The sequence below is a fragment of the Streptomyces flavochromogenes genome (genome assembly GCF_000717595.1).
Taxonomy (GTDB): Bacteria; Actinomycetota; Actinomycetes; order Streptomycetales; family Streptomycetaceae; genus Streptomyces; species Streptomyces flavochromogenes.
Genome location: NZ_JNZO01000027.1, coordinates 91,987 through 114,326, shown reverse-complemented (window position 1 = coordinate 114,326; position 22,340 = coordinate 91,987). Strand labels below are relative to the sequence as shown.

The following is a 22,340-nucleotide window of genomic DNA, read 5'->3' as shown; positions in this document are numbered from 1 at the left end:
GTCAGCCCCTGGGCAGGGTCAGCCCCCACGCCTCCCCCAGGACCGTCCACGTCCGGCGGCGGACCGGTCCCGTGACGCGGCCGTCCGCGCGGTAGCGGAAGTCGGGGCCCGAGACGGTGAGGACGCGGGCGGTCATGTGCCGGGGCGGGGCGGCCGAAGGGTGGACGACCACCTCGGCCGCCCCGCCGACCGAGCGGACCGTGAGGCTCTCCAGCGGGGTGTCGACATCGGTGAGCAGCACCCCGTCCGCCTCCACCCGCAGCCGGTGGGTGCGGACGGCGAGGGCCGTCGGGGCCGGGCGGACCAGGGTGCGGACGAGGGAGCGGCAGGTGCCCCAGACGGTCGCGGACGCCGCGGCGAGGACCGGCGAGGCCGGCACCTGGAGATCGCCGAGGACGACGCCGTCGCTGTCGTCGACCAGCAGGTCGAGGCGTCGTACGGCCCCGTCGAGGACGGCCCGGGCGGCGGCCGGTGTGGAGCGCGGCACGCCGAGGGCGTGGGCGAGTTCCAGGGCGTCCGGGGCGCCTATCGGGACGAGGGAGAGGGCACCCGCGGCGAGGTCCCGCTCCCGGTGGAGGAGGGCCACCGTACGCAGCAGCGCGCGGTCGTCGCCGAGCACCACGGGTCGCCGGGAGCCCCGCCGGGCCAGGGCGCGGGTGAATTCCTCCGGGCTGTCCGGCAGGCAGATCTTCGCCTCCGCGCCCGCGGACAGCACATCTTTCGCGATCCGCACGGACTCGCCGTCACTTCGGCGGGCGACCGGGTCGACGATGACCAGCAGCTGGTCGTGATCCGACACCTCGGTCCTTCCTCGGGTAGCATCTTTGTGCAAGAGCCCCTTGCGCTATTGCGCCAGGGGCTTCGTCTATTCCGGGGCACACCGGTGAGGCGGCCTCGGCCCCTGACCTTGGACATGCCCCACCCGGAAGGGGTGTACGCCTGTGCCCGCACTTGTGCTGCTCGGTGCTCAGTGGGGTGACGAGGGCAAGGGAAAGGCCACCGACCTCCTCGGTGGATCCGTTGACTATGTAGTGCGCTACCAGGGCGGCAACAACGCCGGCCACACGGTCGTCGTCGGCGACCAGAAGTACGCGCTGCATCTTCTCCCTTCCGGAATCCTCTCGCCGGGGTGTACCCCGGTGATCGGAAACGGAGTCGTCGTCGACCCGGCGGTCCTGCTCTCCGAGCTGAGTGGACTGAACGAGCGCGGCGTCGACACGTCGAAGCTCCTGATCAGCGGCAACGCCCACCTGATCACCCCGTACAACGTCACCCTCGACAAGGTGACGGAACGGTTCCTCGGCAAGCGCAAGATCGGCACCACGGGCCGTGGCATCGGCCCGACCTACGCCGACAAGATCAACCGCGTCGGCATCCGGGTCCAGGACCTGTACGACGAGTCGATCCTCACCCAGAAGGTCGAGGCGGCGCTGGAGGGCAAGAACCAGCTGCTCGCCAAGCTGTACAACCGGCGGGCGATCAACGCGGAGCAGATCGTCGAGGAGATGCTCCAGTACGCGGAGCAGATCAAGCCGTTCGTCGCGGACACCACGCTGATCCTGAACAACGCGCTCGACCAGGACAAGGTCGTCCTCTTCGAGGGCGGTCAGGGCACGCTGCTCGACGTCGACCACGGCACGTACCCCTTCGTCACCTCCTCGAACCCCACCGCGGGCGGCGCCTGCACCGGCGCCGGCGTGGGCCCGACGAAGATCAGCCGGGTCATCGGCATCCTCAAGGCGTACACGACCCGTGTCGGCGCCGGCCCGTTCCCGACGGAGCTCTTCGACGCGGACGGCGAGGCGCTGCGCCGCATCGGCGGCGAGCGCGGCGTCACCACCGGCCGTGACCGTCGCTGCGGCTGGTTCGACGCGGTCATCGCGCGCTACGCGACCCGGGTCAACGGCCTGACGGACTTCTTCCTCACCAAGCTCGACGTGCTGACGGGCTGGGAGCAGATCCCGGTCTGCGTCGCGTACGAGATCGACGGCAAGCGCGTCGAGGAGCTGCCGTACTCGCAGACCGACTTCCACCACGCGAAGCCGATCTACGAGATGCTGCCGGGCTGGTCCGAGGACATCACGAAGGCGAAGACCTTCGCGGACCTGCCGAAGAACGCGCAGGCGTACGTGAAGGCGCTGGAGGAGATGTCGGGCGCACCGATCTCCGCGATCGGCGTGGGCCCCGGCCGCACGGAGACGATCGAGATCAACTCGTTCCTGTAGGCCTGTAGGCCTGTCGGCCCTGCGAGCAGGGCACGACGAGGGCCCGCACCCCTTCCCGGGGTGCGGGCCCTCGTCGCTGTCAGACGTCCAGCCTCGTGTTCCGCCCCACCTTCTCCCACGTCGTCACGTCCGACCGCACCTGGTCGAGGTGCCCCAGGATCGTGTCGATCGAGTCGTCCCCCAGGGCGAGCCGCAGTGGCGTCTCGCCGGCGTTCAGCGCGGCCAGCACCGCCGCGGCCGCCTTCGCCGGGTCGCCCTCCTGCAGTCCTCCGCCCGTCTCCACGAACGTGCGGGTCGCGCCCACCGTGTCCGTGTAGTCCGCGATGCCGTCGCCGCTCAGGCTGTGGTTGCCGAAGAGGCTCGTGCGGAAGGCGCCCGGTTCGACGATCAGGACGTCGATGCCCAGCGGCCGTACCTCCGCCGCGAGCGCCTCCGACATGCCCTCCAGGGCGAACTTCGTCGCGCTGTACGCGCCGAAGCCGGCCATCGACATCTGGCCGCCGACGCTGCTGAGCTGCACGATCGCGCCCGAGCGGCGGGCCCGCATGTGGGGCAGGACCGCGCGGGTCAGGGCCGCCGGGCCGAAGACGTGGACGTCGAACAGGGAGCGCAGCTCCGCGTCGGAGGTCTCCTCGACCGAACCGACGTGCGTGCGGCCCGCGTTGTTGACGAGGACGTCGATGCGGCCGTGGCGCTCGGCGACCTCCGCGACGACCTGGTCGACCGCCGCCGTGTCGGTGACGTCGAGCGCCACCGGGTCGACCTGGTCGGGGTGGGCCGCGACCAGGTCGTCCAGGGTCTCGGTGCGGCGGGCCGCGGCGACCACGACGTCGCCGGCCGCGATCGCCGCCTCGGCGAAGGCGCGCCCGAAACCGCCGTTGGCGCCCGTGATCAGCCAGACCTTGCTCATGCGGATCCCTCTTCCTGGTTCTCGATTCCGCTTCCGCGACTCAACCAGCCTGTGACACACCTCCGTTGCCCGTCCAAGATCTGTTGTGATAGCTCATGGTGATGACCATGGACGTGCACGGGCGGGACCTGAGGTACTTCATCGCCGTCGCCGAGGAGCTGCACTTCACCCGCGCCGCCGAGCGGCTGTACGTCTCCCAGCCCGCGCTCAGCAAGCAGATCAGGGCCCTGGAGCGGCAGCTCGGGGCGCCCCTCTTCGACCGCGACCGGCACGGCGTCCGTCTCACCCCCGTCGGTACGGCCCTGCTGCCGCACGCCCGCGCCGTGCTCGCCGCCTGGGCGGAGGCGGACGGGGCCGTGCGGCGGGCCCGCGCCGCCGAGCGCTCCACGCTGGTCGTCGGCATGTCCACCAGCCCCGGGCGCGGCGGGCTGCTCCCCGCGATCCGCTCGCGTTTCACCGAGGCCCACCCGGAGGCCGTGCTCAAGCTGCGCCAGGTGGGGTGGGAGGACCCGACGGCCGGACTCGCCGACGGCGCCAGCGATGTGGCGTTCGTCTGGCTGCCGCTGCCCGCGGCGGAACGCTTCCGCTGGGTCGTCGTGGCCGCCGAGCCCCGGCTCGTCGCCCTCCCGGAGACCCATCCGCTGGCCGCCCGTGAACGCCTCGACTTCGCGGACCTCCTCGACGAGCCGTTCCTCGCCCTGCCGGCCACCGGCCCCGAACTGCGCGACCACTGGCTGGCACTGGACTCCCGGGGCGGCCGCCCGCCGGTCGTCGGCGCGGAGATCGCCGGCGCCGACGAGACGTACGAGGCCCTCGTCGGCGGCCTCGGCATCTGCCTGGTCGCTGCCGGCAACGCCCCGCTCCTCGCCCGCGACGGTGTCGTCACCCGCCCCGTCGACGGCGTCGGCCCCAGCCAGTTCGTCCTCGCCCACCGCGCGGACGACACCCGCCCCCTGGTCCGCGCGTACGCCGAGGCGGCGGCGGGGCGGTCGGGGCAGGCAGGGCGGGCGGGGCGGCCGGACTCCTACGAGCGGTAGTACTCGTTCGGTTCGCCGTCGAGCATCGGGTAGACGAGGAGCCGGTCCTTGCCGTTCAGCTTGTCGACCAGGAGGTAGCGGGAGAGGCCCTCCTGGCATTCGCGGTCCCAGGCGTTGGTGTCCCGGGTGGCGGGGCCGATGATCAGCAGGTTGCCGACGCCCGCCAGGACGGCCGTGGTGCCGCAGGACCAGTCCTCGTCCATGAGCACGCCGTCGATGGTGCGCGGATAGCCGTCGAGGACGCTGACCACGGGGGCCCCGACCGGGCCCTGGGTGATCGTCACCTGCGAGGTGTAGCGCTCGTCGTTCTCGCCGTAGATCTCCGGGGCGGGGATGCGCGACCAGCGGCCGAGGAAGCGGGCGGGGACGACCTCCGTACCGGTGGGGGCCTTGCGGAAGGTGGCCTTGGCCGTGCCCGAGGTCCACTCCAGGACGTCGGGGGAGCGCAGCGTCAGCGTCTGGTGCGCGGCGGGGACGCAGCGCTGGGCGGGCACGCTGGTCGTCACGTCGGACTCGCCGAGGACGACCTTGTCCTCGTCGGCGGAGACGAGCCGGGAGCGGCCCATGCACAGGCGGTTCTCGGCGACCTGGACGTAGACCGCGTTCTTGGCGCCCGCCGCCCCCTGGGTGATCTCGAACCGGGCGGTCTCCCGCGGGTGATCCTGGGAGCCCTGGACGACGCCCTCCCAGGCGCCGAGGAACGCGGCCGGGACGATGCCGGCGGGGCGGGCCGCGACGTTGCCCGTGCTGCTCGGGGCCCGGTTCTTCTGGTCGTCCATGCCGGTGTCCGGGTCGGGCCAGAACGTGTACGTGAGGGTCGCCGCGGCCGCCACCGCGAGGGCCGCGAGCCCGGCGGCCAGGGCCGTCCGGCGCGGGCGCCCGGTCTGCGGCCGGGGCGCCGTGGAGGCGGTGGACGGGAGAGGGGTGGGCGGGGTCGGGTCACCGTCGGCACGGACGACGCCGGCTGCACCGCCGCCGGAATCCTGCCGGGCCGCCCCGCTCCCCGTTCCCGTCGCGCTCTCCGTCTCCGCCTCCAGGAGCCGCGCCGCGTGCCGGCCGAGCCGCGCCAGGACGTCCGCGGGGAGCCAGGGGTCGGGGATCGGCAGCGTCTCCGCGATCTCGGCGGCCGACGGCCGCGCGGCCGGGTCCTTGGCGAGGCAGGCCCGGATCACTCCGGTCAGCTCGGGCGCCAGATCCGTCAGGTCGGGCTCGTCGTGGGCGATCCGGAACATGGTCGCGTGCACGCCGCTGTCCGCGGTCCCGAAGGGGGAGCGGCCGGTCGCCGCGTACGCCAGGACCGAGCCGAGGCAGAAGATGTCCGACGCGGGGGTGAGCCGGTCGCCCCGCACCTGCTCGGGCGACATGAAGCCGGGAGAGCCGACGACCGCGCCGGTGGTGGTCAGATTGCCGCCGTCGGCGACGGTGTCGACGGCCCGCGCGATGCCGAAGTCGATGATCCGCGGTCCGTCGACGGTGAGCAGGACGTTGGACGGCTTGAGGTCGCGGTGCACGAGCCCGGCGGCGTGGATGTGCACGAGGGCGCGGGCGAGGCCGGAGGCCAGGGCCTTCACGGTCGCGGGCGGCAGCGGCCCGAACTCGTCGCCGACGACGGTCCGCAGCGACGGTCCCGGTACGTAGCCGATCGCCACCCACGGCGCGACGGCCGCGGTGTCCGAGCCGAGGACGGGCGCGGTGCCCGTGCCGCCGACCCGCTCCAGGGACGCGACCTCGCGGGCGAACCTGCGCCGGAACTCCTCCTGGGCCGCCAGCTCCGCGTGCACGACCTTCACCGCGACCGTCCGCCCGCCGACCGAACGCGCGAGGAACACCCGGCCCATGCCCCCGACCCCGAGGCGGCCGAGCAGACGGAACGGGCCGATGCTGACCGGGTCTTCCGCGTTCAATGGCTCCACGTCGTCAGAGCATGCCAGACCGGGGGTCGGCAGTCCCTACCGATCGCATGCCGGACCAGGGGGTCTCCGTCCCCGCCCCCCGCCCGCCGGACCGGAGGGTGGCGGCGCCCGGCGTGCGGTCAGCGCTCCCCGCAGATCCTCAGTCCCTTCGGCGTCGAGCAGGGCAGGTGCCCGTGGACGCGGATGATGTCCTGGCCGCTGCCCCAGCGCAGACAGGTGAGGAAGCTGGCCGTCAGCGAGTCGGCCTTCGGCTCGCGCCAGGTGTAGGCGTACTCGATCACCCGGTACGGGTAGCTCGACTCGCCCAGCTCGTCCAGGACCGGTCTGCGGCCGTCGATGGCCACCCGGTGCAGGCCCTTCAGACCGGACGTGTGTGCGGTGACGGCGGGTACGTCGCTCCCCGCCATGTGGCGTTCGTCCTTCCGTCCCCCGGGTCACCAGAGGTTGCCCGGGGCTGCGGAGCGTGGGTGTAATGGCCACGAGGGGGCCTTCAGTCTGAGGAGTACCCCATGCGTGTCGTCGAAGTGACCGCCTACGGCGGACCCGAGGTCCTCAGAATGGCCCGCCGGCCCGAGCCGGTGGCCGGGGACGTCCCCGGCAGGGTGCGTGTACGGCTCAAGGCCGCAGGTGTGAACCAGGCCGATGTGCGGATCCGGGCCGGTCTGTACGCCGGCGCGGTCGGCGAGCTCAAGCCCCCCTTCGTCCTGGGGACGGACTTCGCGGGAAGGCTGCTCGATCCCGTGCCCGGAATGGCCGAAGGGACTCGTGTGGCCGGTTACGTCAACTGGTACGAGGAGCTGACCGGCGAGGGCACGTACGCCGAGGTCGCCTGGGTCGATCCGGCCTGGCTGGCCCCGATCCCGGACGACGTGGAGTTCACCGTGGCCGCGTCCGTCCCGCTGGCCTCGGCCACGGCCCAGCAGGGCCTCGACCGGCTCGCGCTCCCGCCGGGGTCGACGCTGCTCGTGACCGGTGCCAGCGCCGTGGTGGGCCGCTTCGCGGTCCAGTACGCCCACGCGGCCGGACTGCGGGTCGTGGCCGTCGCCCACGAGGGCGACGAGAGCGAGCTGAAGATCCTTGGCGCGGACCACGCCGTCCCGCGCGGTGCGCCGGAAGAGGTGGCCGCCCGGGTGAGGGAGGTCGCTCCCGAGGGTGTGGACGGGATCTTCGACGGCGCGCTCTTCGGCGGGGGGTCCCTCCCGCTGCTGAAGGACGGCGGTGCCTTCGCCGCGATCGCTCCCGACCGGATTCCGGTCGCCGAGCGGAACATCCGCGTCGAGGTCGTCCGGGCCCACCCGGACGCCGCCCGGCTGAAGGAGACGCTGGAGAAGGTCGCCGCCCGCGAGCTGATCACCCGGGTGGCCGACGTCATGCCGCTGGAGGAGGTCGCCGAGGCGCACCGCCGCGCGGAGGCGGGCCACCGGCCCGGTCGGATCGTGCTCCTGATCTGAGGGAAGCCCTCGCCCGCTCGCCAACTCCCCCTCCCCGGGCCTCACCCGAGCTTGTCAGCCCCCTGTGAGAGGCTTCTGGACTCCGGCGGCACACGACCCGTGCCGCCGTCGAGTCCGTTGACGATCCGAGTGGATCCCAGGGGGAACCTTCATGATCATCCGACGTCGGCGCGCACTGCGCGGCGCACTCGCCGCCACCGCCGCAACGATCGCCCTGACCGCCACCGCGGGCACCGCCTTCGCCTCCGGCGACCCGGCCGGTGCCGACCGGGCACGTGCCACGGCCGTGGCCGAGGCCGAGCGCCGGCCCGGGGACGCCCGGCGTGCCGGTGTCCTCGGCGCCGAGGACACCCCGGTGGAGACGCCCACCTTCTCCATGATGGGCGTGCACAAGCAGACGACCGAGGGGTACCTCTACTTCCCGAACCGGGAAGGCGGCTTCGGCCCCCGCTACCACCTGGAACTCTCCTACGACTTCCTCGCCGACGTGATCGACGTCGACAACGACAAGGACGGGCGGGGGGACGGCACCTGGTTCCTCCACAAGGACGGGTCCCTCCGCTACAACTGGTTCTCGGACGACATGCAGCAGCACTCCAAGCAGGTCGGCACGGGCTGGAACACCTATCGGACGGTCCTCTCCCCCGGCAGCATCGGCGGCGCCAAGGAGGCCGACCTCATCGGCGTCGACACGGCCGGCGTCCTGTGGTCGTACCTCGCCTACCCGGACGGCTCGCTCACCGCGCGCACCCGGGTCGGCGGCGGCTGGGGTCAGTACGACCAGGTCGAGGGCCAGGGCGATCTGTCCGGTGACGGCAAGCCCGACATCGTCGCCCGCGACACGACCGGCGTCCTGTGGCTCTACAAGGGCACCGGCGACTACAAGGCCCCCTTCGCGGGCCGGACGAGGATCGGCGGCGGCTGGAACACCTACGACCGCCTGCTGTCGGTCGGCGATCTCGACGCCGACGGCCGGACGGACCTGATCGCGCGCAAGCCGAACGGTGATCTGTTCCGGTACTCGGGCTCGGGCAGCGCCCCGACCGTGTTCCAGGCGCCGGTCAAGATCGGCTCCAGTTTCCAGATCTACAACCTGCTCTAGGCGCGCATGACTTGAGGGACATGTGAACGGCCCCGACCCCCATTCGCCCTGGGGGCCGGGGCCATTGTCACAACTTCTGGTCTAGACCTTGACAGGTCCAGACCAATCGCGCTTTTCTGTGGCTTCCCCCACCGGCCCACCCGGCCCCACCCGGAAGGAAGTTACGCATGCTGCGTAAGTTGGTCACCTCGCTGGCCGCGCTCTGTACGGCCGTCGGACTCGCGGTCCTCCTCGTCCCCGCCGCCTCCGCCGGTGCCGCCGCCGCCTGCGCGGCCGCGTGGAACTCGTCCAGCGTCTACACGGGCGGGATGACGGCCTCGCACAACGGCCACAACTGGCAGGCCAAGTGGTGGACCCAGAACGAGACTCCCGGCACGACCGGCGAGTGGGGCGTCTGGGCCGACCAGGGCACCTGCGGCGGCGGGCCCACCACCCCGCCCACCACCCCGCCGCCGAGCGGCGGATTCGTGGTCTCCGAGGCCCAGTTCAACCAGATGTTCCCGAGCCGGAACCCCTTCTACACGTACGCGGGACTCACCGCCGCTCTCAAGTCGTACCCCGGCTTCGCCAACACCGGCAGCGACACGGTGAAGAAGCAGGAGGCCGCGGCCTTCCTCGCGAACGTCTCCCACGAGACGGGCGGGCTCGTCCACATCGTCGAGCAGAACACGGCCAACTACCCGCACTACTGCGACGCCGGCCAGCCCTACGGCTGCCCCGCCGGCCAGGCCGCGTACTACGGCCGTGGCCCCATCCAGCTCTCCTGGAACTTCAACTACAAGGCCGCCGGTGACGCCCTCGGCATCGACCTGCTGAACAACCCCTGGCGTGTCGAGCAGGACCCGGCCGTCGCCATGATGACCGGCCTCTGGTACTGGAACACCCAGAGCGGCCCGGGCACGATGACCGCCCACAACGCCATGGTCAACGGCGCCGGCTTCGGCCAGACCATCTGGGCGATCAACGGCAGCCTGGAGTGCAACGGCCGCAACCCGGCCCAGGTCCAGAGCCGGGTCACCAAGTACCAGCAGTTCACCCAGATCCTGGGCGTCCCCGCCGGGTCGAACCTGTCCTGCTAGTCGGCTACTGCCACGCGACGAACGCGCTCCAAGCGGCGGGCTCCACGGTGAACGTGGGCCCGTCGCTCTGCTTCGAGTCGCGGAGGTGGACGGCGTGGGGGCGGGTGGCGACCTCGACGCAGTTGCCGCCGCTGTCGTCGCTGTGGCTGGACTTGAACCAGTGCAGGGTGTCGTTCATCTCCGTGCTCCCGCCAACTCCTCGATGAGACCCAGCGACCGGCGCGGATCCAGGGCCTGTGCCCGGATCTTCGCATACCGCTGCATGTGCGTACTGACCTTCGTCCGGTCGGTGATCAGCAGGCTCTCGCCCTGGATCTCCAGGTAGGTCACACGGTCGTGGGCCGGGGTTTCGACGACGTTCAGTTCGCCCCGCGCGCCCGCGTACTCACCCCCCAGCCCCGCATCCAGCGGTAGCACCTGAAGGTTCACGTTCCTCCTCCGCGCGCACTCCGCCAAGTGCGCCAGCTGCTCCCGCATGACCTCCTCGTTCCCGAGCGGACGCTTCAGCACCGACTCGTCGAGGATCAGCTCGATCTCACAGACCTGCCTCCGGTCGAACAGCGCCTTACGGGCCATCCGGCCGACCACCAGCTCCTCGACCCGCTCCGGCGTCGGCTCCGGGTAGCCACCCGCGATCAGCGCCCGCGCGTACCCCTCCGTCTGGAACAGCCCGTGGACGACGTGGTTCGCGTACAGCCACAGCGCCACCGCCTTCTGCTCGATCGGCGCGTACCCGCGGAACTGCTCCGGCAGCTTCTCCAGCCGTACGAGCTCCCGCATCTCCTCGAAGATGCCCGTGCCGCCGCCCAGGGCGTGTTCGAGCTGGACGAGCATCTCGTCGCTCACCGGGTGGATGAGCCGTTCCATCGCGCTGATCGCCGCGCCCGTGAAGCCCATCCGCGTGCCCAGCCGGTCCTGCGTCAGCCCCTTCTTCACCCTTGTTTTCCTGGCCACCGCCGCCGCCATCCGCGCCGCGGGGCCGATCGCTTCCCTGTTCTCCGCTCGCGCCATTCCCGCTCCCCACTCGGACTCAACCGATCTCAACCGGTCTCAACTGCTCCCCGCCGAATTCGACTGCCTGCAAGGTGCGTTGGTGCAGGTCAAGGGGTTGCCGACGCGCCTGCCGCAGTCGTGGAAAACGCTAGCGTCGGCGCGGGAACATGTCCTCGTGAATGAAGAGAATCGGGAAGTAAACGTGGATTGGATTCCGGCTTCCGGATTCCAACTCCGTAAGGCGGGAGTGCAATTCGACGCCGTTCGGGTGGACGGCGACGAGGGGCGGCGGCTCGCCGACCGGATAGAGGCACTCACCGGTGGCGACCCGGGGCCGGTCGTGATCGAGGCGAACGGGCGGCGCGGGGTCTACTTCCTCGTGCCGCCGGGGTCGACGGCACGGAAGGCGTGGCCGCGCGGGGTGACCCGGTTCAATGCGGGACCCGCCCATGTGAGCTACGTACCGGTGCCGGCGTTGACGGGCAGGACCTGGCCGCTGTCCTGGCGCTTCCCGCCGTCGTCGCCGGGGAGGTTCGTCCATCCGCTGCTCCTGCGGAGCACGGTGACCGAACTGTTCAGTGGCGTGTCCTGACCACCCAGACCAGGGCGGCTACCGGGGTGAGGGAGGCGAGGAAGGCGAGGAGCCGGTCGCGGCCCGCGACCTGGAACTCCAGGGCCATCGGCAGGAGCAGGGCCAGTCCGGTCAGCAGGATGCCGAGCGCGGGCAGATGGACCCGGGGGCGGAACCTGCGCAGCCGGTGCAGGTCGCTCGCCTCCATGTACGACTTCGCGATGCCGCCGGCGATCAGGAACCACGGCCACACCCAGATGGCGAACACCCAGCTGACGAACACGCGCGCTTCCGCTCGTTCGGCGTTCTCGGCCACGCGCGTACCGGGGTCGCGGGGTGCGAAGTAGACGTCGACCTTCGTGCCCGGGACGGGCGGTTCGTCACGGGTGTACATGCCGGAGACGGTGACCTCGCGCGGGCGGTCCTCGAACGGGATCCGCAGGGTGAGGTCGGTGAGGTAGTACGGGTCGTCGTCCTGAGTGCGCGGGTGAAACTCGGGCACGCCCGCGAGGCGGACGACGGCGACCTCGTACTCGCCGTATCCGGCGCGCTCCAGGCGCTCGGTCTCGCGGCCGTAGGCGCTGCCCGGGGTGAAGACCAGGAGGAGGGCCGCGAGCGCGGAGACCGGGACGCCGAAGGCGAACACATAGGGCAGCGCGGGGTTCGGGCCGCGGGCCCCGGCGTCGGCGTACGGCTTGCCCAGCGGGTCGCGGGCCCGGTACGAGGCGACGACCCAGCCTGCCGCCAGGAGCACGGTGACGCCCGCGAGGGCCAGCTCGGGTATGAGCGGCGGGTAGGGGGAGAAGGCCCACAGGGCGGCGGTCACGGTGGCCGCCCCGCTGAGGACCATGCCCCATCCGGTGATCGTGGTGGCGGTGCTGCGGCCTGACGTGGTCATGGCATGCAGCCTAGGCGGGTCCGGCTAGCGGTCGACCGCCTCCAGGGCCGCCGACAGCCGCTCCAGGACCCGGACCGTCTCGTCGAAGGCCTCCTGGCCGCCCAGTTCCCGGACGAGCGCGGCCGCCAGCTCCGCGTGGCCCGGCTCGATGCGGGCGATGGCGGCCCGGCCCGCCTCGGTGGGGGTGAGGAGCTTGGCGCGGCGGTGGGCCGGGTTCGGCTCGTACGCCGCGAGTCCCTCCCGGACGAGCAGGTCCGCGATCCGCTGGACGCTCTGCCGGGTGATGCCCATGACCCGGGCGATCCCGGCGACCGGGAGGGGTTCCGGCAGGACGGCTCCCAGGACCTGCCACCAGGCGGCGGTCAGGCCCGCCGGCTCGGCCAGCTTCTCCGAGACGGCGAGGAACTGGCCGTTGAGGCGGAAGACTCCCAGGGCCGTGCGTGAGAGGGCGTCCTGCTGCTCGCGGCTCACGAGTTCAGCTCGACGAACGCGGCCGGGTCCGAGTCGTGGAAGAGGCGGTACCAGGCGTCCCGCTTGCCCTCGTACGCGCCGAGCACCGCGAAGACCTCGCGGGCGAACGCGACCGGCTCCGTCGGGCCCGCCGTGATCAGGTCGCCGGTCCCGGCCTCGCCCTCGGACGTCACCGCGTCCGTGTCGACGTAGTGCTCGCCGCCCTTGTAGCCGGTGGCGGCCAGGTAGAAGGAGACCGCGCTGGTGTGCGGGCGGTCGTCGAGCAGGCCCTCCTTGGCGAGTCCGGCGGTGGCGCCGCAGATCGCGGCCACCGGCACCCCGGCGTCGAGGAAGGCGCGGGCCGCGGCCGGGAAGGCGGCGAGCTCGTCGCCCTCGTCGTACTTCTCGGCTCCCGGAAGGATCAGCAGCTCGCTGTCCTCGGGCCGGAGGTCGGCGAGCGCGAGGTCGGGGACGATCCGGATCCCGGCGAGGGTCGTGACGGGCTCCCCGGCGACCGGGCCGACGGTCCGGATCGTGTAGCCGGCGCGGGCGAGCCAGGCGGTGGCGTGGCCCGTCTCCCAGTCGGCGAGCGTGTCGTAGACGGCGAGGTGGACGGTCTTCGTTCCCATGGCTGCTCCCTCGGTCGATCCCGTGGTTGTTCCCGTGGCTTCGATGACAACAGACTGTCATGTCGACAGGATGCTGTCAATTGGTGAGGGATTCCGCGGTACGGAACAAGGTGTCGCGTCCGCCCCGGTCTCGGTGGACAAGATGGCCATGGCCCGCCCTACCTGCGGTTCCTTACCCTCGAACCCATGACCCCTCATGTCATCGAACCCGATCCCCAGGCCGGGGCCGCCGTCAAGGCCGCCGACCGCGCGCACGTGTTCCACTCCTGGTCCGCCCAGGGCCTGATCGACCCGCTCGCCGTCGCCGGCGCCGAGGGTTCGTACTTCTGGGACTACGACGGAAACCGCTACCTGGACTTCACCAGCGGCCTCGTCTACACCAACATCGGCTACCAGCACCCCCGTGTGGTCGCCGCCATCCAGGAGCAGGCCGCGAAGCTCACGACCTTCGCGCCCGCCTTCGCCATCGACGTCCGCTCCGAGGCCGCACGCCTCATCGCCGAGCGCACCCCGGGCGACCTGGACAAGATCTTCTTCACCAACGGCGGCGCCGAGGCCGTCGAGAACGCCGTCCGCATGGCCCGGCTGCACACCGGCCGTACGAAGGTGCTCTCCGCCTACCGCTCGTACCACGGCGCCACCTCCACCGCGATCAACCTGACCGGTGACCCGCGCCGCTGGGCATCCGACAACGGCTCCGCCGGCGTCGTGCGCTTCTGGGCGCCGTTCCTCTACCGCTCGCCCTTCTACGCCGCCACCGAGGCGGAGGAGAGCGCGCGGGCCCTCCAGCACCTGGAGGACACGATCGCCTTCGAGGGGCCGGCGACGATCGCCGCGATCATCCTGGAGACCGTGCCCGGCACCGCCGGCATCATGACCCCGCCGCCCGGCTACCTCGCCGGTGTCCGCGAGATCTGCGACAAGTACGGCATCGTCTTCGTCCTCGACGAGGTCATGGCGGGCTTCGGCCGCACCGGCAAGTGGTTCGCCGCCGAGCACTTCGACGTCGTGCCCGACCTGATGACCTTCGCCAAGGGTGTGAACTCCGGTTACGTGCCGCTCGGCGGCGTCGCCATCAGCGAGAAGATCGCCGCCACCTTCGACAAGCGGCCCTACCCGGGCGGACTGACCTACTCCGGTCACCCGCTGGCCTGCGCCGCCGCCGTCGCCACCATCCAGGTGATGGAGGACGAGAAGGTCGTCGAGAACGCCGCCCACATCGGCGAGAACGTCCTCGGCCCCGGCCTGCGCGAGCTCGCCGAGCGCCACCCGTCCGTCGGCGAGGTCCGCGGCCTCGGTGTCTTCTGGGCGCTCGACCTGGTCAAGAACCGCGAGACGCGCGAGCCGCTCGTCCCGTACAACGCGGCCGGCGAGGCCAACGCGCCGATGGCCGCCTTCGGCGCCGCGGCGAAGAAGAACGGCCTGTGGCCCTTCGTCAACATGAACCGCACGCACGCCGTCCCCGCCTGCAACGTCACCGAGGCGGAGGCCAAGGAAGGCCTCGCGGCCCTGGACGCGGCCCTCACGGTCGCCGACGAACACACCGCGTAATCGCGGAACGGGGCGGCCCCCTCCGTCTGGACTAGGGTGTCCGGAGCCGGACGGAGGGGGCCGACCCATGCCCGCGAGCGGAGCTGTCACCCGCAACACCTTGCGACAGCAGATCGCGGACGCGCTGCGTGACGAGGTGCTCGCGGGCCGTCTCCAACCCGGCGAGGAATTCACCGTCAAACAGATCGCCGACCAGTACGGCGTCTCCGCGACCCCGGTGCGCGAAGCCCTCGTCGACCTCTGCGCACAGGGCCTCCTCGACTCCGACCAGCACCGCGGCTTCCGCGTCCACCAGTACTCGGTCGACGACTACCGGGGGATGGTCGAGGCCCGGATGCTCGTCGTCGACGGCATCTTCCGCCGCGACGCCGCCATGGTGCCGCCCCGCTCCGCGGTCACGGAACCCGACCTCGGGGTCGGCGTCGCCCTCGTCTCGATACGGCGCAGGGGCGAGGCGGCGGCCCGCGCCGCCCGCGCCGGAGACCTCGACATCCTCATCGGATACGACATCCGGTACTGGCGCGAACTCGCCCGGCTGGTCGCCGCCAACGACTACATCGCCGACTTCCTCCACAAGCTCCGCGTCCAGGCCTGGGTGTTCTCCGTCCCCTACCTGCGCTCCGAGCGGGACGTCCTCGGCTGGCTGTGGAGCGGGCACGTCGACCTGGTCGACGCGATCACCCGCGGCGACGCGGAATCGGCCGTAGCGGTCGTACGGGAGTACAACACCCACTCCATGGAATGGGCGGACCGGCTGGAGCAGCGGGCCCGCTGAGCGCGCCGCGGGACGCGACCGGGGCGGGCCCGGCCGGGTCGGTGGGCTCCGGGTCGACGGTCGGTCGCCGGGTTGAGGGCCCGGCTCCCCGGGCAGGTCCTCAGCGGGTGGGCGGTGTCCGTGGGGGGCCGACTACCCTGGCCGTCCCTGCAAAAGCCTGGCGTACGCCCTGCGAGCGTCCCCCGCAACTGACGGAGAGCGAGCCTCCCTTGGCCTGTGACCTGTGGCTGGTCCCCCTCGTCGACGTGCTGTGCCACAGCCCCGACAACCCCTTCGCCGAAGAGATCGCCGCGTACGACGCCGTGCTCAGCGCGTCCGGTCTGCCGACCGTGCCCGTCTACGCGTACATGCCGGGGCTCTCCGGCGACGTCGCCCCGATCGCCGGCTTCGACTACGAGGCCCTGCACTTCCTGCGCCGCGCCTACCTCCTCCGGATGTGCGGACTGCCGGTCGAACCGGTCGGCGAGCTCGGCGGGGACTACGAACAGCTCCTGGAGATGTTCGAGGCGACCGCCCAGCAGTCGCACCTGGTCTGGCACTACGACCACGCGGGCGCGTACGTGCCGGTCGACTTCCCGGTCCCGCTCGCCAGCGACGAGCTCCTGGAGGGCGGCGGGCCGCTCGGCTCCTCGTACGGGCTGCTGCGCGAGCTGGAGTTCGTCGCGCCCTCGATCGGCATCGACCCGTCGAACCCGCCGGCGCCCCCCGTACCGCCGGAGCGGCCGACCACCCTGGAGGAACCGGCCGTACCGATCCCGCTGGACGACGGCCCCTTCGCCCGGGAGCGCCATGTGTGGCTGGGGCTGCACGCGGCCGCGACCCGGAGCCTGGCCCAGGGCTCGATGATCATCCTGAGCTGAGGTTCGCGCGCGGGCCGACCCGCGCCCATGGCCCCGAGGGCCCCGGAGACCCGCGTCAGCGGGCCTCCGGGGGCCGCTGACGCGGCATGTTCGGCCGGGTGCCCGGCGGCAGCGGGAAACGGCCCGAGGGGTGATGACTCTCGGCGCGCGCGGGCATCACGCCCACCGACTGGAGCGCGAGCGGCGCCGGGCCCGAGCGGAACTCGACCATCCAGTCCGCGGTCTCCGCCCGTACGAGCTCGGTCACGTCCTCCGAGAAGCGGCGCAGCACGCCCAGACAGCGCTCGGCGGCCTCGCTCGCGGTGCCCTCCGTGGGGCCGAGGACCTCCCGGACGCTCTCCGAGGCCCAGTCGAACTGCAGGGCCTGCAGACGCCGCTGCACGGCCTGTGCCGTCGCCACGTCCCTTATCCAGCCGGACGTCAGACCGAAGTACCGGTCGCAGGCCAGACAGGCGGCACCGAGCAGCAGCGAGAGGTAGCCCCAGCCGGCGGTGCCCTCCGCGACGCCGGTCAGGTCGAGCAGCGGGAGCGCGGCACCCGCGATCACCCCGGCGGCCGTGCCGATCCGCAGGATCCGGGCGCTACGGCGCTTCCAGACACGGTCGGAGAGGTACCACTCCGCGGTGCGCAGGGCATTGGACTCCACCCAGCGGTACAGCTCGTCGAGCCGTTCGGCGGGCTCGCCCCAGTCGCCCAGGGGGAACGGCGTACCGGTCAGATCGCGGTGGACGTCTCCCCCGGGGGGCCCCGGTGGCTGCATCTCCGGCTGCTGGCTCACCGGGGGACTCCTCTGTTCAGCTCAGTGCTCGTGTCCTTCTGTGACGTGCGGTGCACGTGGTGCCTGCCCTTCCTACCGCCGAATGGTGGGCGGTGGGCCCGGAATCCCAGGATTTCCGCCCGCAAGGGGGTCTTGATCAGGTAGAGGAGCCCGCAGTTTCTCACCCGAAAGAGTGGTGGAGCAGGGCGGGCGGGGACCACGTAGGCTCGGCGTACCGACATACGGACGTACCGAACCTCAGGAGTGACCGTGATTCCCGGTGGTGGTCAGCCGAACATGCAGCAGCTTCTCCAGCAGGCCCAGAAGATGCAGCAGGACCTCGCCCGCGCCCAGCAGGAGCTGGCGGCGACCGAGGTCGACGGACAGGCGGGCGGCGGCCTGGTCAAGGCGACCGTGACCGGTTCCGGCGAGCTGCGCGGCCTGGTCATCGACCCCAAGGCGGTCGACCCGGAGGACACCGAGACGCTCGCCGACCTGATCGTGGCCGCCGTGCAGGCCGCCAACGACAACGCGCAGCAGCTCCAGCAGGCCAAGCTCGGCCCGCTGGCCCAGGGCATGGGCGGCATGCCCGGCCTCGGCTTCTGAGGCCTCCGGGCGCGGGGCCCTGCGAGGCCCCTCCTCCCGTGGGCTTCTTAGGCTCGCTTTAAGCCACTACCGTAAGAATCAAGCACTCCCTTGAAAGGGCGTTCCGTGTACGAAGGCGTGGTTCAGGACCTCATCGACGAACTGGGCAGGCTGCCCGGCGTCGGTCCCAAGAGCGCGCAGCGGATCGCCTTCCACATCCTCCAGGCCGAGCCGACCGACGTACGGCGTCTCGCGCACGCGCTCCTGGAGGTCAAGGAGAAGGTCAGGTTCTGCGCGATCTGCGGCAACGTGGCACAGCAGGAGCAGTGCAACATCTGCCGGGACCCGCGCCGCGACCTGACCGTCATCTGTGTGGTCGAGGAGCCGAAGGACGTCGTCGCGATCGAGCGGACCCGCGAGTTCCGGGGGCGGTACCACGTCCTCGGCGGCGCGATCAGCCCGATCGAGGGCGTCGGCCCGGACGACCTCCGCATCCGCGAACTGCTCGCGCGGCTCGCCGACGGCACGGTCACCGAGCTGATCCTCGCGACCGACCCGAACCTGGAGGGCGAGGCCACCGCGACGTACCTGGCGCGGATGATCAAGCCCATGGGGCTCAAGGTGACCCGGCTCGCGAGCGGGCTCCCGGTCGGCGGCGACCTCGAGTACGCCGACGAGGTGACCCTCGGCCGTGCCTTCGAGGGACGGAGGCTGCTAGATGTATGACGACCGGGCCGGCGCGCTCTCAGGGAGGCTCCTCGATGTCTGACCCCACGCTGCACGCGATCACGCAGAACCCCGACGACTTCGCGGTCCAGATCGCCGACTCCATCGAGAGCTTCATCGTCGCGACCACCGAGGTCGCCAAGGGCGACGAGCCGGACAGCGCGGTCCCCTTCCTGCTCCTGGAGATCTCGCAGCTGCTCCTCGCGGGCGGGCGGCTCGGCGCGCACGAGGACATCGTCCCGGACGAGCGGTACGAGACGGACACGGGCCCGGAGCCCGACATGGACGACCTGCGCGAGCGGTTCGCCGTGCTCCTCGAACCGGTCGACGTCTTCTCCGAGGTCTTCGACCCGTACGAGCCCCGCAAGGCCCCGGTCCCGGCCCGCATCTCCGACAACCTCGCCGACATCGTCGCCGACCTCCGCCACGGCCTGGCCCACTACCGCGCCGGCCGCACCAGCGAGGCCCTGTGGTGGTGGCAGTTCTCGTACTTCTCCAACTGGGGCCCCACCGCCTCGGCCACCCTCCGCGCCCTCCAGTCCCTCGTCGCCCACGTCCGCCTCGACCAGCCCCTCGCGGCCCTCGACGGCCTCGACACGGACGAGGACCTCACCGAGGACGACCTCGCCGAGGAGGCCGGCCGCGTGATGGCGGAGGAGATCGGCGGACCGCTCGGCATGCACGGGCGTCCGTAGCCCTGCGCGAGCGTCTGTAGCCCCGCGCGGGCGTCCGGAGCCCTACGGGGGCCTCCGGAGCCGGGTGACGGTGCTGCCCGCCCGAGCCTCTCGGTCCGGTGGTCTGCCCGCCGGGCCTCGTCGACGTGCCGCGCAGGGCCGCCCACTTCGTGGGGCGCGCCGAGGAGGGCGCCCTGCTCGTCGTCGAGGACATGGTCCGCGTCCTGGGCGAGGGGGATCGGCAGACGCTGGAGGCGTTCGTCGAACTCTCCGCGATCCACCGGTCCGCGTACCGGACCCTCGACGCCGTCAGGGCGTGCAGCCGCGCCGAGGCCGGGCTGTCGGCCGAGCCGGGGGAGGACCACCCGGAGACCCTGATGGCAGGGCTCAACCTGGCCGACCTGTACGGGTTCGCCGGGCAGGCCGAGCGGGCCCGGGTCGACTTCGAGGAGCTGCTGCCGGTCTGCGTACGGGTCTTCGGTGAGCACCACCCGGTGACGGTCTCGGTGGTGAAGTCCCTCGCCGAACCTCCCTCGTGATCACTCTCTGAGCGGCGCGTCTCACCATTCGATATCACGCTGGCGTTTCCGGGTCCCTCGTTAGACTGAGCCGATCGCAGCGCCGGCTGCGGCACACACTGAGCGAGGAGCGCACGTGGGCCTTGTCGTGCAGAAGTACGGAGGCTCCTCCGTTGCCGATGCCGAAGGCATCAAGCGCGTCGCCAAGCGGATCGTGGACGCCAAGAAGAACGGCCACCAGGTGGTCGTCGTGGTTTCCGCGATGGGCGACACGACGGACGAGTTGATCGATCTCGCCGAGCAGGTATCCCCGATCCCTGCCGGGCGTGAGTTCGACATGCTGCTGACCGCCGGAGAGCGGATCTCCATGGCCCTGCTGGCCATGGCGATCAAAAACCTGGGCCACGAGGCCCAGTCGTTCACGGGCAGCCAGGCCGGTGTCATCACCGACTCGGTCCACAACAAAGCGCGCATCATCGATGTCACGCCGGGCCGGATCCGCACCGCCCTCGACGAGGGCAACATCGCCATCGTCGCCGGGTTCCAGGGCGTGTCCCAGGACAAGAAGGACATCACCACGCTCGGCCGTGGCGGTTCCGACACCACCGCCGTGGCGCTGGCCGCCGCGCTGGACGCCGAGGTCTGCGAGATCTACACCGACGTCGACGGTGTGTTCACGGCCGACCCGCGCGTGGTGAAGAAGGCGAAGAAGATCGACTGGATCTCCTTCGAGGACATGCTGGAGCTCGCCGCCTCCGGCTCCAAGGTGCTGCTGCACCGGTGCGTCGAGTACGCACGCCGATACAACATCCCGATCCACGTCCGCTCGTCCTTCTCGGGGCTGCAGGGCACCTGGGTCAGCAACGAGCCGCAAGGGGACCGCAAGGTGGAGCAGGCCATCATCTCGGGCGTCGCCCACGACACCTCCGAGGCGAAGATCACCGTCGTCGGCGTGCCGGACAAGCCGGGCGAGGCCGCGGCCATCTTCCGCGCCGTAGCGGACGCCGAGATCAACATCGACATGATCGTGCAGAACGTGTCCGCCGCCTCGACCGGGCTCACGGACATCTCCTTCACCCTCCCCAAGGCCGAGGGCCGCAAGGCCATCGACGCCCTGGAGAAGGCGAAGACCGCGATCGGCTTCGACTCGCTGCGCTACGACGACCAGATCGGCAAGATCTCCCTGGTCGGCGCCGGGATGAAGACCAACCCGGGCGTCACCGCGGACTTCTTCCGCGCGCTCTCCGACGCGGGCGTGAACATCGAGCTGATCTCGACCTCCGAGATCCGCATCTCGGTCGTCACCCGCGCCGACGACGTCAACGAGGCCGTGCGCGCCGTCCACACCGCCTTCGGTCTGGACAGCGACTCGGACGAGGCCGTCGTCTACGGAGGCACCGGCCGATGACGCCGAAGCCGACGCTCGCGGTCGTCGGTGCGACCGGAGCCGTCGGCTCGGTGATGCTCCAGATGCTCACGCACCACGCGGACGTCTGGGGCGAGATCCGCCTCCTCGCCTCCCCGCGCTCGGCCGGCCGGAAGGCCGCCGTGCGCGGGGCGGAGTGCGAGATCCTCGCGCTGAGCGAGGAGGCCCTGGAAGGCGTCGACCTGGCGCTCTTCCTGGTGCCCGAGACGGTGGCCGCCCGCTGGGCGCCCATCGCCGCCACCAAGGGCGCCGTCGTCGTCGACACCTCCGCCGCCTTCCGCGCGGACCCCGACGTCCCCCTCGTGGTGCCCGAGACCAACGCCCACGCGGCGCGCGTACGCCCCCGGGGCATCGTCGCCAGCCCCGGCTGCACCACCCTCGCGCTGGTCGTCGCCGTGGGCGCCCTGCACGCGGAGTTCGGGCTCTCCGAACTGGTCGTCACCGCCCAGCAGGCCGCCAGCGGCGCCGGCGCCGGACAGGCCGGCGTCGAGGCGCTCCGTGCCCAGGTCGGTCTCGTGGCCGGCCACGACGACCTGGGCACCCAGCCCGGAGACGTACGGCGGGCCGTCGGCGAGAACACCGGGCCCTTCCCCGGACCCCTCGCGCTCAATGTCCTGCCCTGGTCGGGCACGGTGGGCGCCGACGGGTCCTCCTCGGAGGAGGAGCACGTCCGGGACGAGACCCGGCGGATCCTCGCGCTCCCCGCGCTGCGGGTCGCCGCCACCTGTGTGCGCGTGCCCGTCGTCACCGGACACTCCGTCTCCGTGCACGCCCGCTTCGAGCGCCCCGTGCCGCTCGACCGCGCGCACGAGATCCTCGCGACCACGCCCGGGGTCGTGCTGTACGACGACCCCGCCGCGGGCGACTACCCCACCCCCGCCGATGTCGTCGGCACCGATCCCGCCTGGGTCGGACGGGTGCGGCGCTCCATGGACGACGAGCGGGCGCTCGACTTCTTCGTCTGCGCCGACAACCTGCGCAAGGGCGCCGCCCTCAACGCCCTCCAGATCGCGGAATCGGTTGTCACGTATTTGTAGGGTCTGTGAACGACCTGTGAGCAAATAGGCGTCAGATACCTCTTGAACTGCGGTGATGCCGTGGTCGACGATGCTCTTCCCCCTTACTGCAACCAGTAGTTGGGTGGGAGGCGTCTCTGCGTGCGCTCACCGGTGTGGCGTGGAACACGCTGTGAAGCGGGGTATTGGGGGAG

General features: G+C 71.6%; 25 protein-coding genes. 15 read left to right on the top strand and 10 right to left on the bottom strand.

Annotated features, from left to right (window positions below; all coding sequences use genetic code 11):
* Position 1: 1 nt before the first annotated feature.
* Positions 2 to 799, bottom strand: a complete 798-nt coding sequence (locus IF00_RS0130360; RefSeq protein WP_030323543.1) for a diacylglycerol kinase family protein — start codon at positions 797 to 799, stop codon at positions 2 to 4.
* 142 nt (positions 800 to 941) lie between these two features.
* Between IF00_RS0130360 and IF00_RS0130355 the strand changes: the two genes are divergently transcribed.
* Positions 942 to 2,225 (top strand): adenylosuccinate synthase, encoded by a 1,284-nt coding sequence (locus IF00_RS0130355; RefSeq protein WP_030323541.1) that lies wholly within the window; start codon positions 942 to 944, stop codon positions 2,223 to 2,225.
* A gap of 79 nt (positions 2,226 to 2,304) precedes the next feature.
* Here the strand turns inward: IF00_RS0130355 and IF00_RS0130350 are convergent, their stop codons facing one another.
* On the bottom strand, positions 2,305 to 3,135 hold the full coding sequence (locus tag IF00_RS0130350; RefSeq protein WP_030323540.1) for an oxidoreductase: 831 nt from the start codon (positions 3,133 to 3,135) through the stop codon (positions 2,305 to 2,307).
* A gap of 101 nt (positions 3,136 to 3,236) precedes the next feature.
* Here IF00_RS0130350 and IF00_RS0130345 point away from each other — a divergent pair, with 101 nt between their 5' ends.
* Positions 3,237 to 4,172: a LysR family transcriptional regulator gene (locus IF00_RS0130345; protein ID WP_051820691.1), complete on the top strand. Its 936-nt coding sequence runs from the start codon at positions 3,237 to 3,239 to the stop codon at positions 4,170 to 4,172.
* Here IF00_RS0130345 and IF00_RS0130340 read toward each other — a convergent pair.
* Both IF00_RS0130340 and IF00_RS0130335 read right to left on the bottom strand, forming a co-directional pair.
* Positions 4,160 to 6,085: a serine/threonine-protein kinase gene (locus IF00_RS0130340; RefSeq protein WP_030323536.1), complete on the bottom strand. Its 1,926-nt coding sequence runs from the start codon at positions 6,083 to 6,085 to the stop codon at positions 4,160 to 4,162. The genes IF00_RS0130345 and IF00_RS0130340 overlap by 13 nt on opposite strands.
* Positions 6,086 to 6,204: 119 nt before the next feature.
* Positions 6,205 to 6,492 carry a hypothetical protein gene (locus IF00_RS0130335; RefSeq protein WP_030323530.1) on the bottom strand — a complete coding sequence of 96 codons (288 nt, stop codon included), beginning with the start codon at positions 6,490 to 6,492 and terminating at the stop codon, positions 6,205 to 6,207.
* 102 nt (positions 6,493 to 6,594) lie between these two features.
* Between IF00_RS0130335 and IF00_RS0130330 the strand changes: the two genes are divergently transcribed.
* The 3 genes from IF00_RS0130330 (at position 6,595) to IF00_RS0130320 (ending at position 9,717) form a co-directional block, all read left to right on the top strand.
* Entirely contained in the window at positions 6,595 to 7,536 is a 942-nt protein-coding gene (locus IF00_RS0130330) for an NADP-dependent oxidoreductase (RefSeq protein ID WP_030323528.1), read from the top strand.
* Positions 7,537 to 7,687: 151 nt separating this feature from the next.
* Entirely contained in the window at positions 7,688 to 8,638 is a 951-nt protein-coding gene (locus IF00_RS0130325) for an FG-GAP repeat domain-containing protein (RefSeq protein ID WP_030323527.1), read from the top strand.
* Positions 8,639 to 8,805: 167 nt separating this feature from the next.
* A complete protein-coding gene (locus tag IF00_RS0130320) occupies positions 8,806 to 9,717 on the top strand; it encodes a glycoside hydrolase family 19 protein (RefSeq protein ID WP_030323525.1) in 912 nt (303 codons plus the stop codon).
* Positions 9,718 to 9,721: 4 nt separating this feature from the next.
* On the opposite strand, the gene IF00_RS0130315 is transcribed toward IF00_RS0130320, so the two are convergent.
* Both IF00_RS0130315 and IF00_RS0130310 read right to left on the bottom strand, forming a co-directional pair.
* A complete protein-coding gene (locus tag IF00_RS0130315) occupies positions 9,722 to 9,895 on the bottom strand; it encodes a DUF397 domain-containing protein (protein ID WP_051820683.1) in 174 nt (57 codons plus the stop codon).
* Positions 9,892 to 10,728 (bottom strand): helix-turn-helix domain-containing protein, encoded by an 837-nt coding sequence (locus IF00_RS0130310; protein WP_030323521.1) that lies wholly within the window; start codon positions 10,726 to 10,728, stop codon positions 9,892 to 9,894. Before IF00_RS0130310 ends, IF00_RS0130315 begins: the two co-directional genes overlap by 4 nt.
* Positions 10,729 to 10,885: 157 nt before the next feature.
* Here IF00_RS0130310 and IF00_RS0130305 point away from each other — a divergent pair, with 157 nt between their 5' ends.
* A complete protein-coding gene (locus tag IF00_RS0130305; protein ID WP_030323520.1) occupies positions 10,886 to 11,302 on the top strand; it encodes a hypothetical protein in 417 nt (138 codons plus the stop codon).
* Here the strand turns inward: IF00_RS0130305 and IF00_RS0130300 are convergent.
* From IF00_RS0130300 to IF00_RS0130290, 3 genes are read right to left on the bottom strand one after another with little or no spacing between them, the layout of a single operon-like run.
* Positions 11,286 to 12,179: a hypothetical protein gene (locus IF00_RS0130300; protein ID WP_030323518.1), complete on the bottom strand. Its 894-nt coding sequence runs from the start codon at positions 12,177 to 12,179 to the stop codon at positions 11,286 to 11,288. The genes IF00_RS0130305 and IF00_RS0130300 overlap by 17 nt on opposite strands.
* A gap of 24 nt (positions 12,180 to 12,203) precedes the next feature.
* The gene (locus IF00_RS0130295; RefSeq protein WP_030323517.1) at positions 12,204 to 12,650 is read right to left on the bottom strand and encodes a MarR family winged helix-turn-helix transcriptional regulator; all 447 of its coding nucleotides are present in this window, start codon (positions 12,648 to 12,650) and stop codon (positions 12,204 to 12,206) included.
* On the bottom strand, positions 12,647 to 13,258 hold the full coding sequence (locus tag IF00_RS0130290) for a DJ-1/PfpI family protein (protein WP_030323516.1): 612 nt from the start codon (positions 13,256 to 13,258) through the stop codon (positions 12,647 to 12,649). Before IF00_RS0130290 ends, IF00_RS0130295 begins: the two co-directional genes overlap by 4 nt.
* Before the next feature lie 186 nt (positions 13,259 to 13,444).
* On the opposite strand from IF00_RS0130290, the gene IF00_RS0130285 reads away from it, so the two are divergent.
* The 3 genes from IF00_RS0130285 to IF00_RS0130275 all read left to right on the top strand — a co-directional run bounded on the left by IF00_RS0130285 (position 13,445) and on the right by IF00_RS0130275 (position 16,444).
* The gene (locus IF00_RS0130285; RefSeq protein WP_030323515.1) at positions 13,445 to 14,809 is read left to right on the top strand and encodes an aspartate aminotransferase family protein; all 1,365 of its coding nucleotides are present in this window, start codon (positions 13,445 to 13,447) and stop codon (positions 14,807 to 14,809) included.
* Between the two features lie 67 nt (positions 14,810 to 14,876).
* Entirely contained in the window at positions 14,877 to 15,584 is a 708-nt protein-coding gene (locus IF00_RS0130280) for a GntR family transcriptional regulator (protein WP_030323514.1), read from the top strand.
* 209 nt (positions 15,585 to 15,793) lie between these two features.
* On the top strand, positions 15,794 to 16,444 hold the full coding sequence (locus tag IF00_RS0130275) for a hypothetical protein (RefSeq protein ID WP_030323513.1): 651 nt from the start codon (positions 15,794 to 15,796) through the stop codon (positions 16,442 to 16,444).
* A gap of 55 nt (positions 16,445 to 16,499) precedes the next feature.
* Here IF00_RS0130275 and IF00_RS0130270 read toward each other — a convergent pair whose 3' ends face one another.
* Complete coding sequence (locus IF00_RS0130270; protein WP_194480406.1) at positions 16,500 to 17,204, bottom strand: SLATT domain-containing protein; 705 nt, start codon at positions 17,202 to 17,204, stop codon at positions 16,500 to 16,502.
* Positions 17,205 to 17,471: 267 nt separating this feature from the next.
* Here IF00_RS0130270 and IF00_RS0130265 point away from each other — a divergent pair, with 267 nt between their 5' ends.
* From IF00_RS0130265 to IF00_RS0130240, 6 genes are all read left to right on the top strand, one after another.
* Positions 17,472 to 17,807, top strand: a complete 336-nt coding sequence (locus tag IF00_RS0130265) for a YbaB/EbfC family nucleoid-associated protein (RefSeq protein ID WP_015034576.1) — start codon at positions 17,472 to 17,474, stop codon at positions 17,805 to 17,807.
* 105 nt (positions 17,808 to 17,912) lie between these two features.
* Positions 17,913 to 18,512: a recombination mediator RecR gene (recR, locus tag IF00_RS0130260; protein ID WP_030323509.1), complete on the top strand. Its 600-nt coding sequence runs from the start codon at positions 17,913 to 17,915 to the stop codon at positions 18,510 to 18,512.
* 35 nt (positions 18,513 to 18,547) lie between these two features.
* Entirely contained in the window at positions 18,548 to 19,207 is a 660-nt protein-coding gene (locus IF00_RS0130255) for a DUF5063 domain-containing protein (protein ID WP_030323505.1), read from the top strand.
* A gap of 98 nt (positions 19,208 to 19,305) precedes the next feature.
* The gene (locus IF00_RS0130250) at positions 19,306 to 19,725 is read left to right on the top strand and encodes a tetratricopeptide repeat protein (protein ID WP_030323502.1); all 420 of its coding nucleotides are present in this window, start codon (positions 19,306 to 19,308) and stop codon (positions 19,723 to 19,725) included.
* A 115-nt stretch (positions 19,726 to 19,840) separates the two neighbouring features.
* A complete protein-coding gene (locus IF00_RS0130245; RefSeq protein WP_030323500.1) occupies positions 19,841 to 21,112 on the top strand; it encodes an aspartate kinase in 1,272 nt (423 codons plus the stop codon).
* Positions 21,109 to 22,167: an aspartate-semialdehyde dehydrogenase gene (locus IF00_RS0130240; RefSeq protein WP_030323498.1), complete on the top strand. Its 1,059-nt coding sequence runs from the start codon at positions 21,109 to 21,111 to the stop codon at positions 22,165 to 22,167. Before IF00_RS0130245 ends, IF00_RS0130240 begins: the two co-directional genes overlap by 4 nt.
* Positions 22,168 to 22,340: the final 173 nt, after the last annotated feature.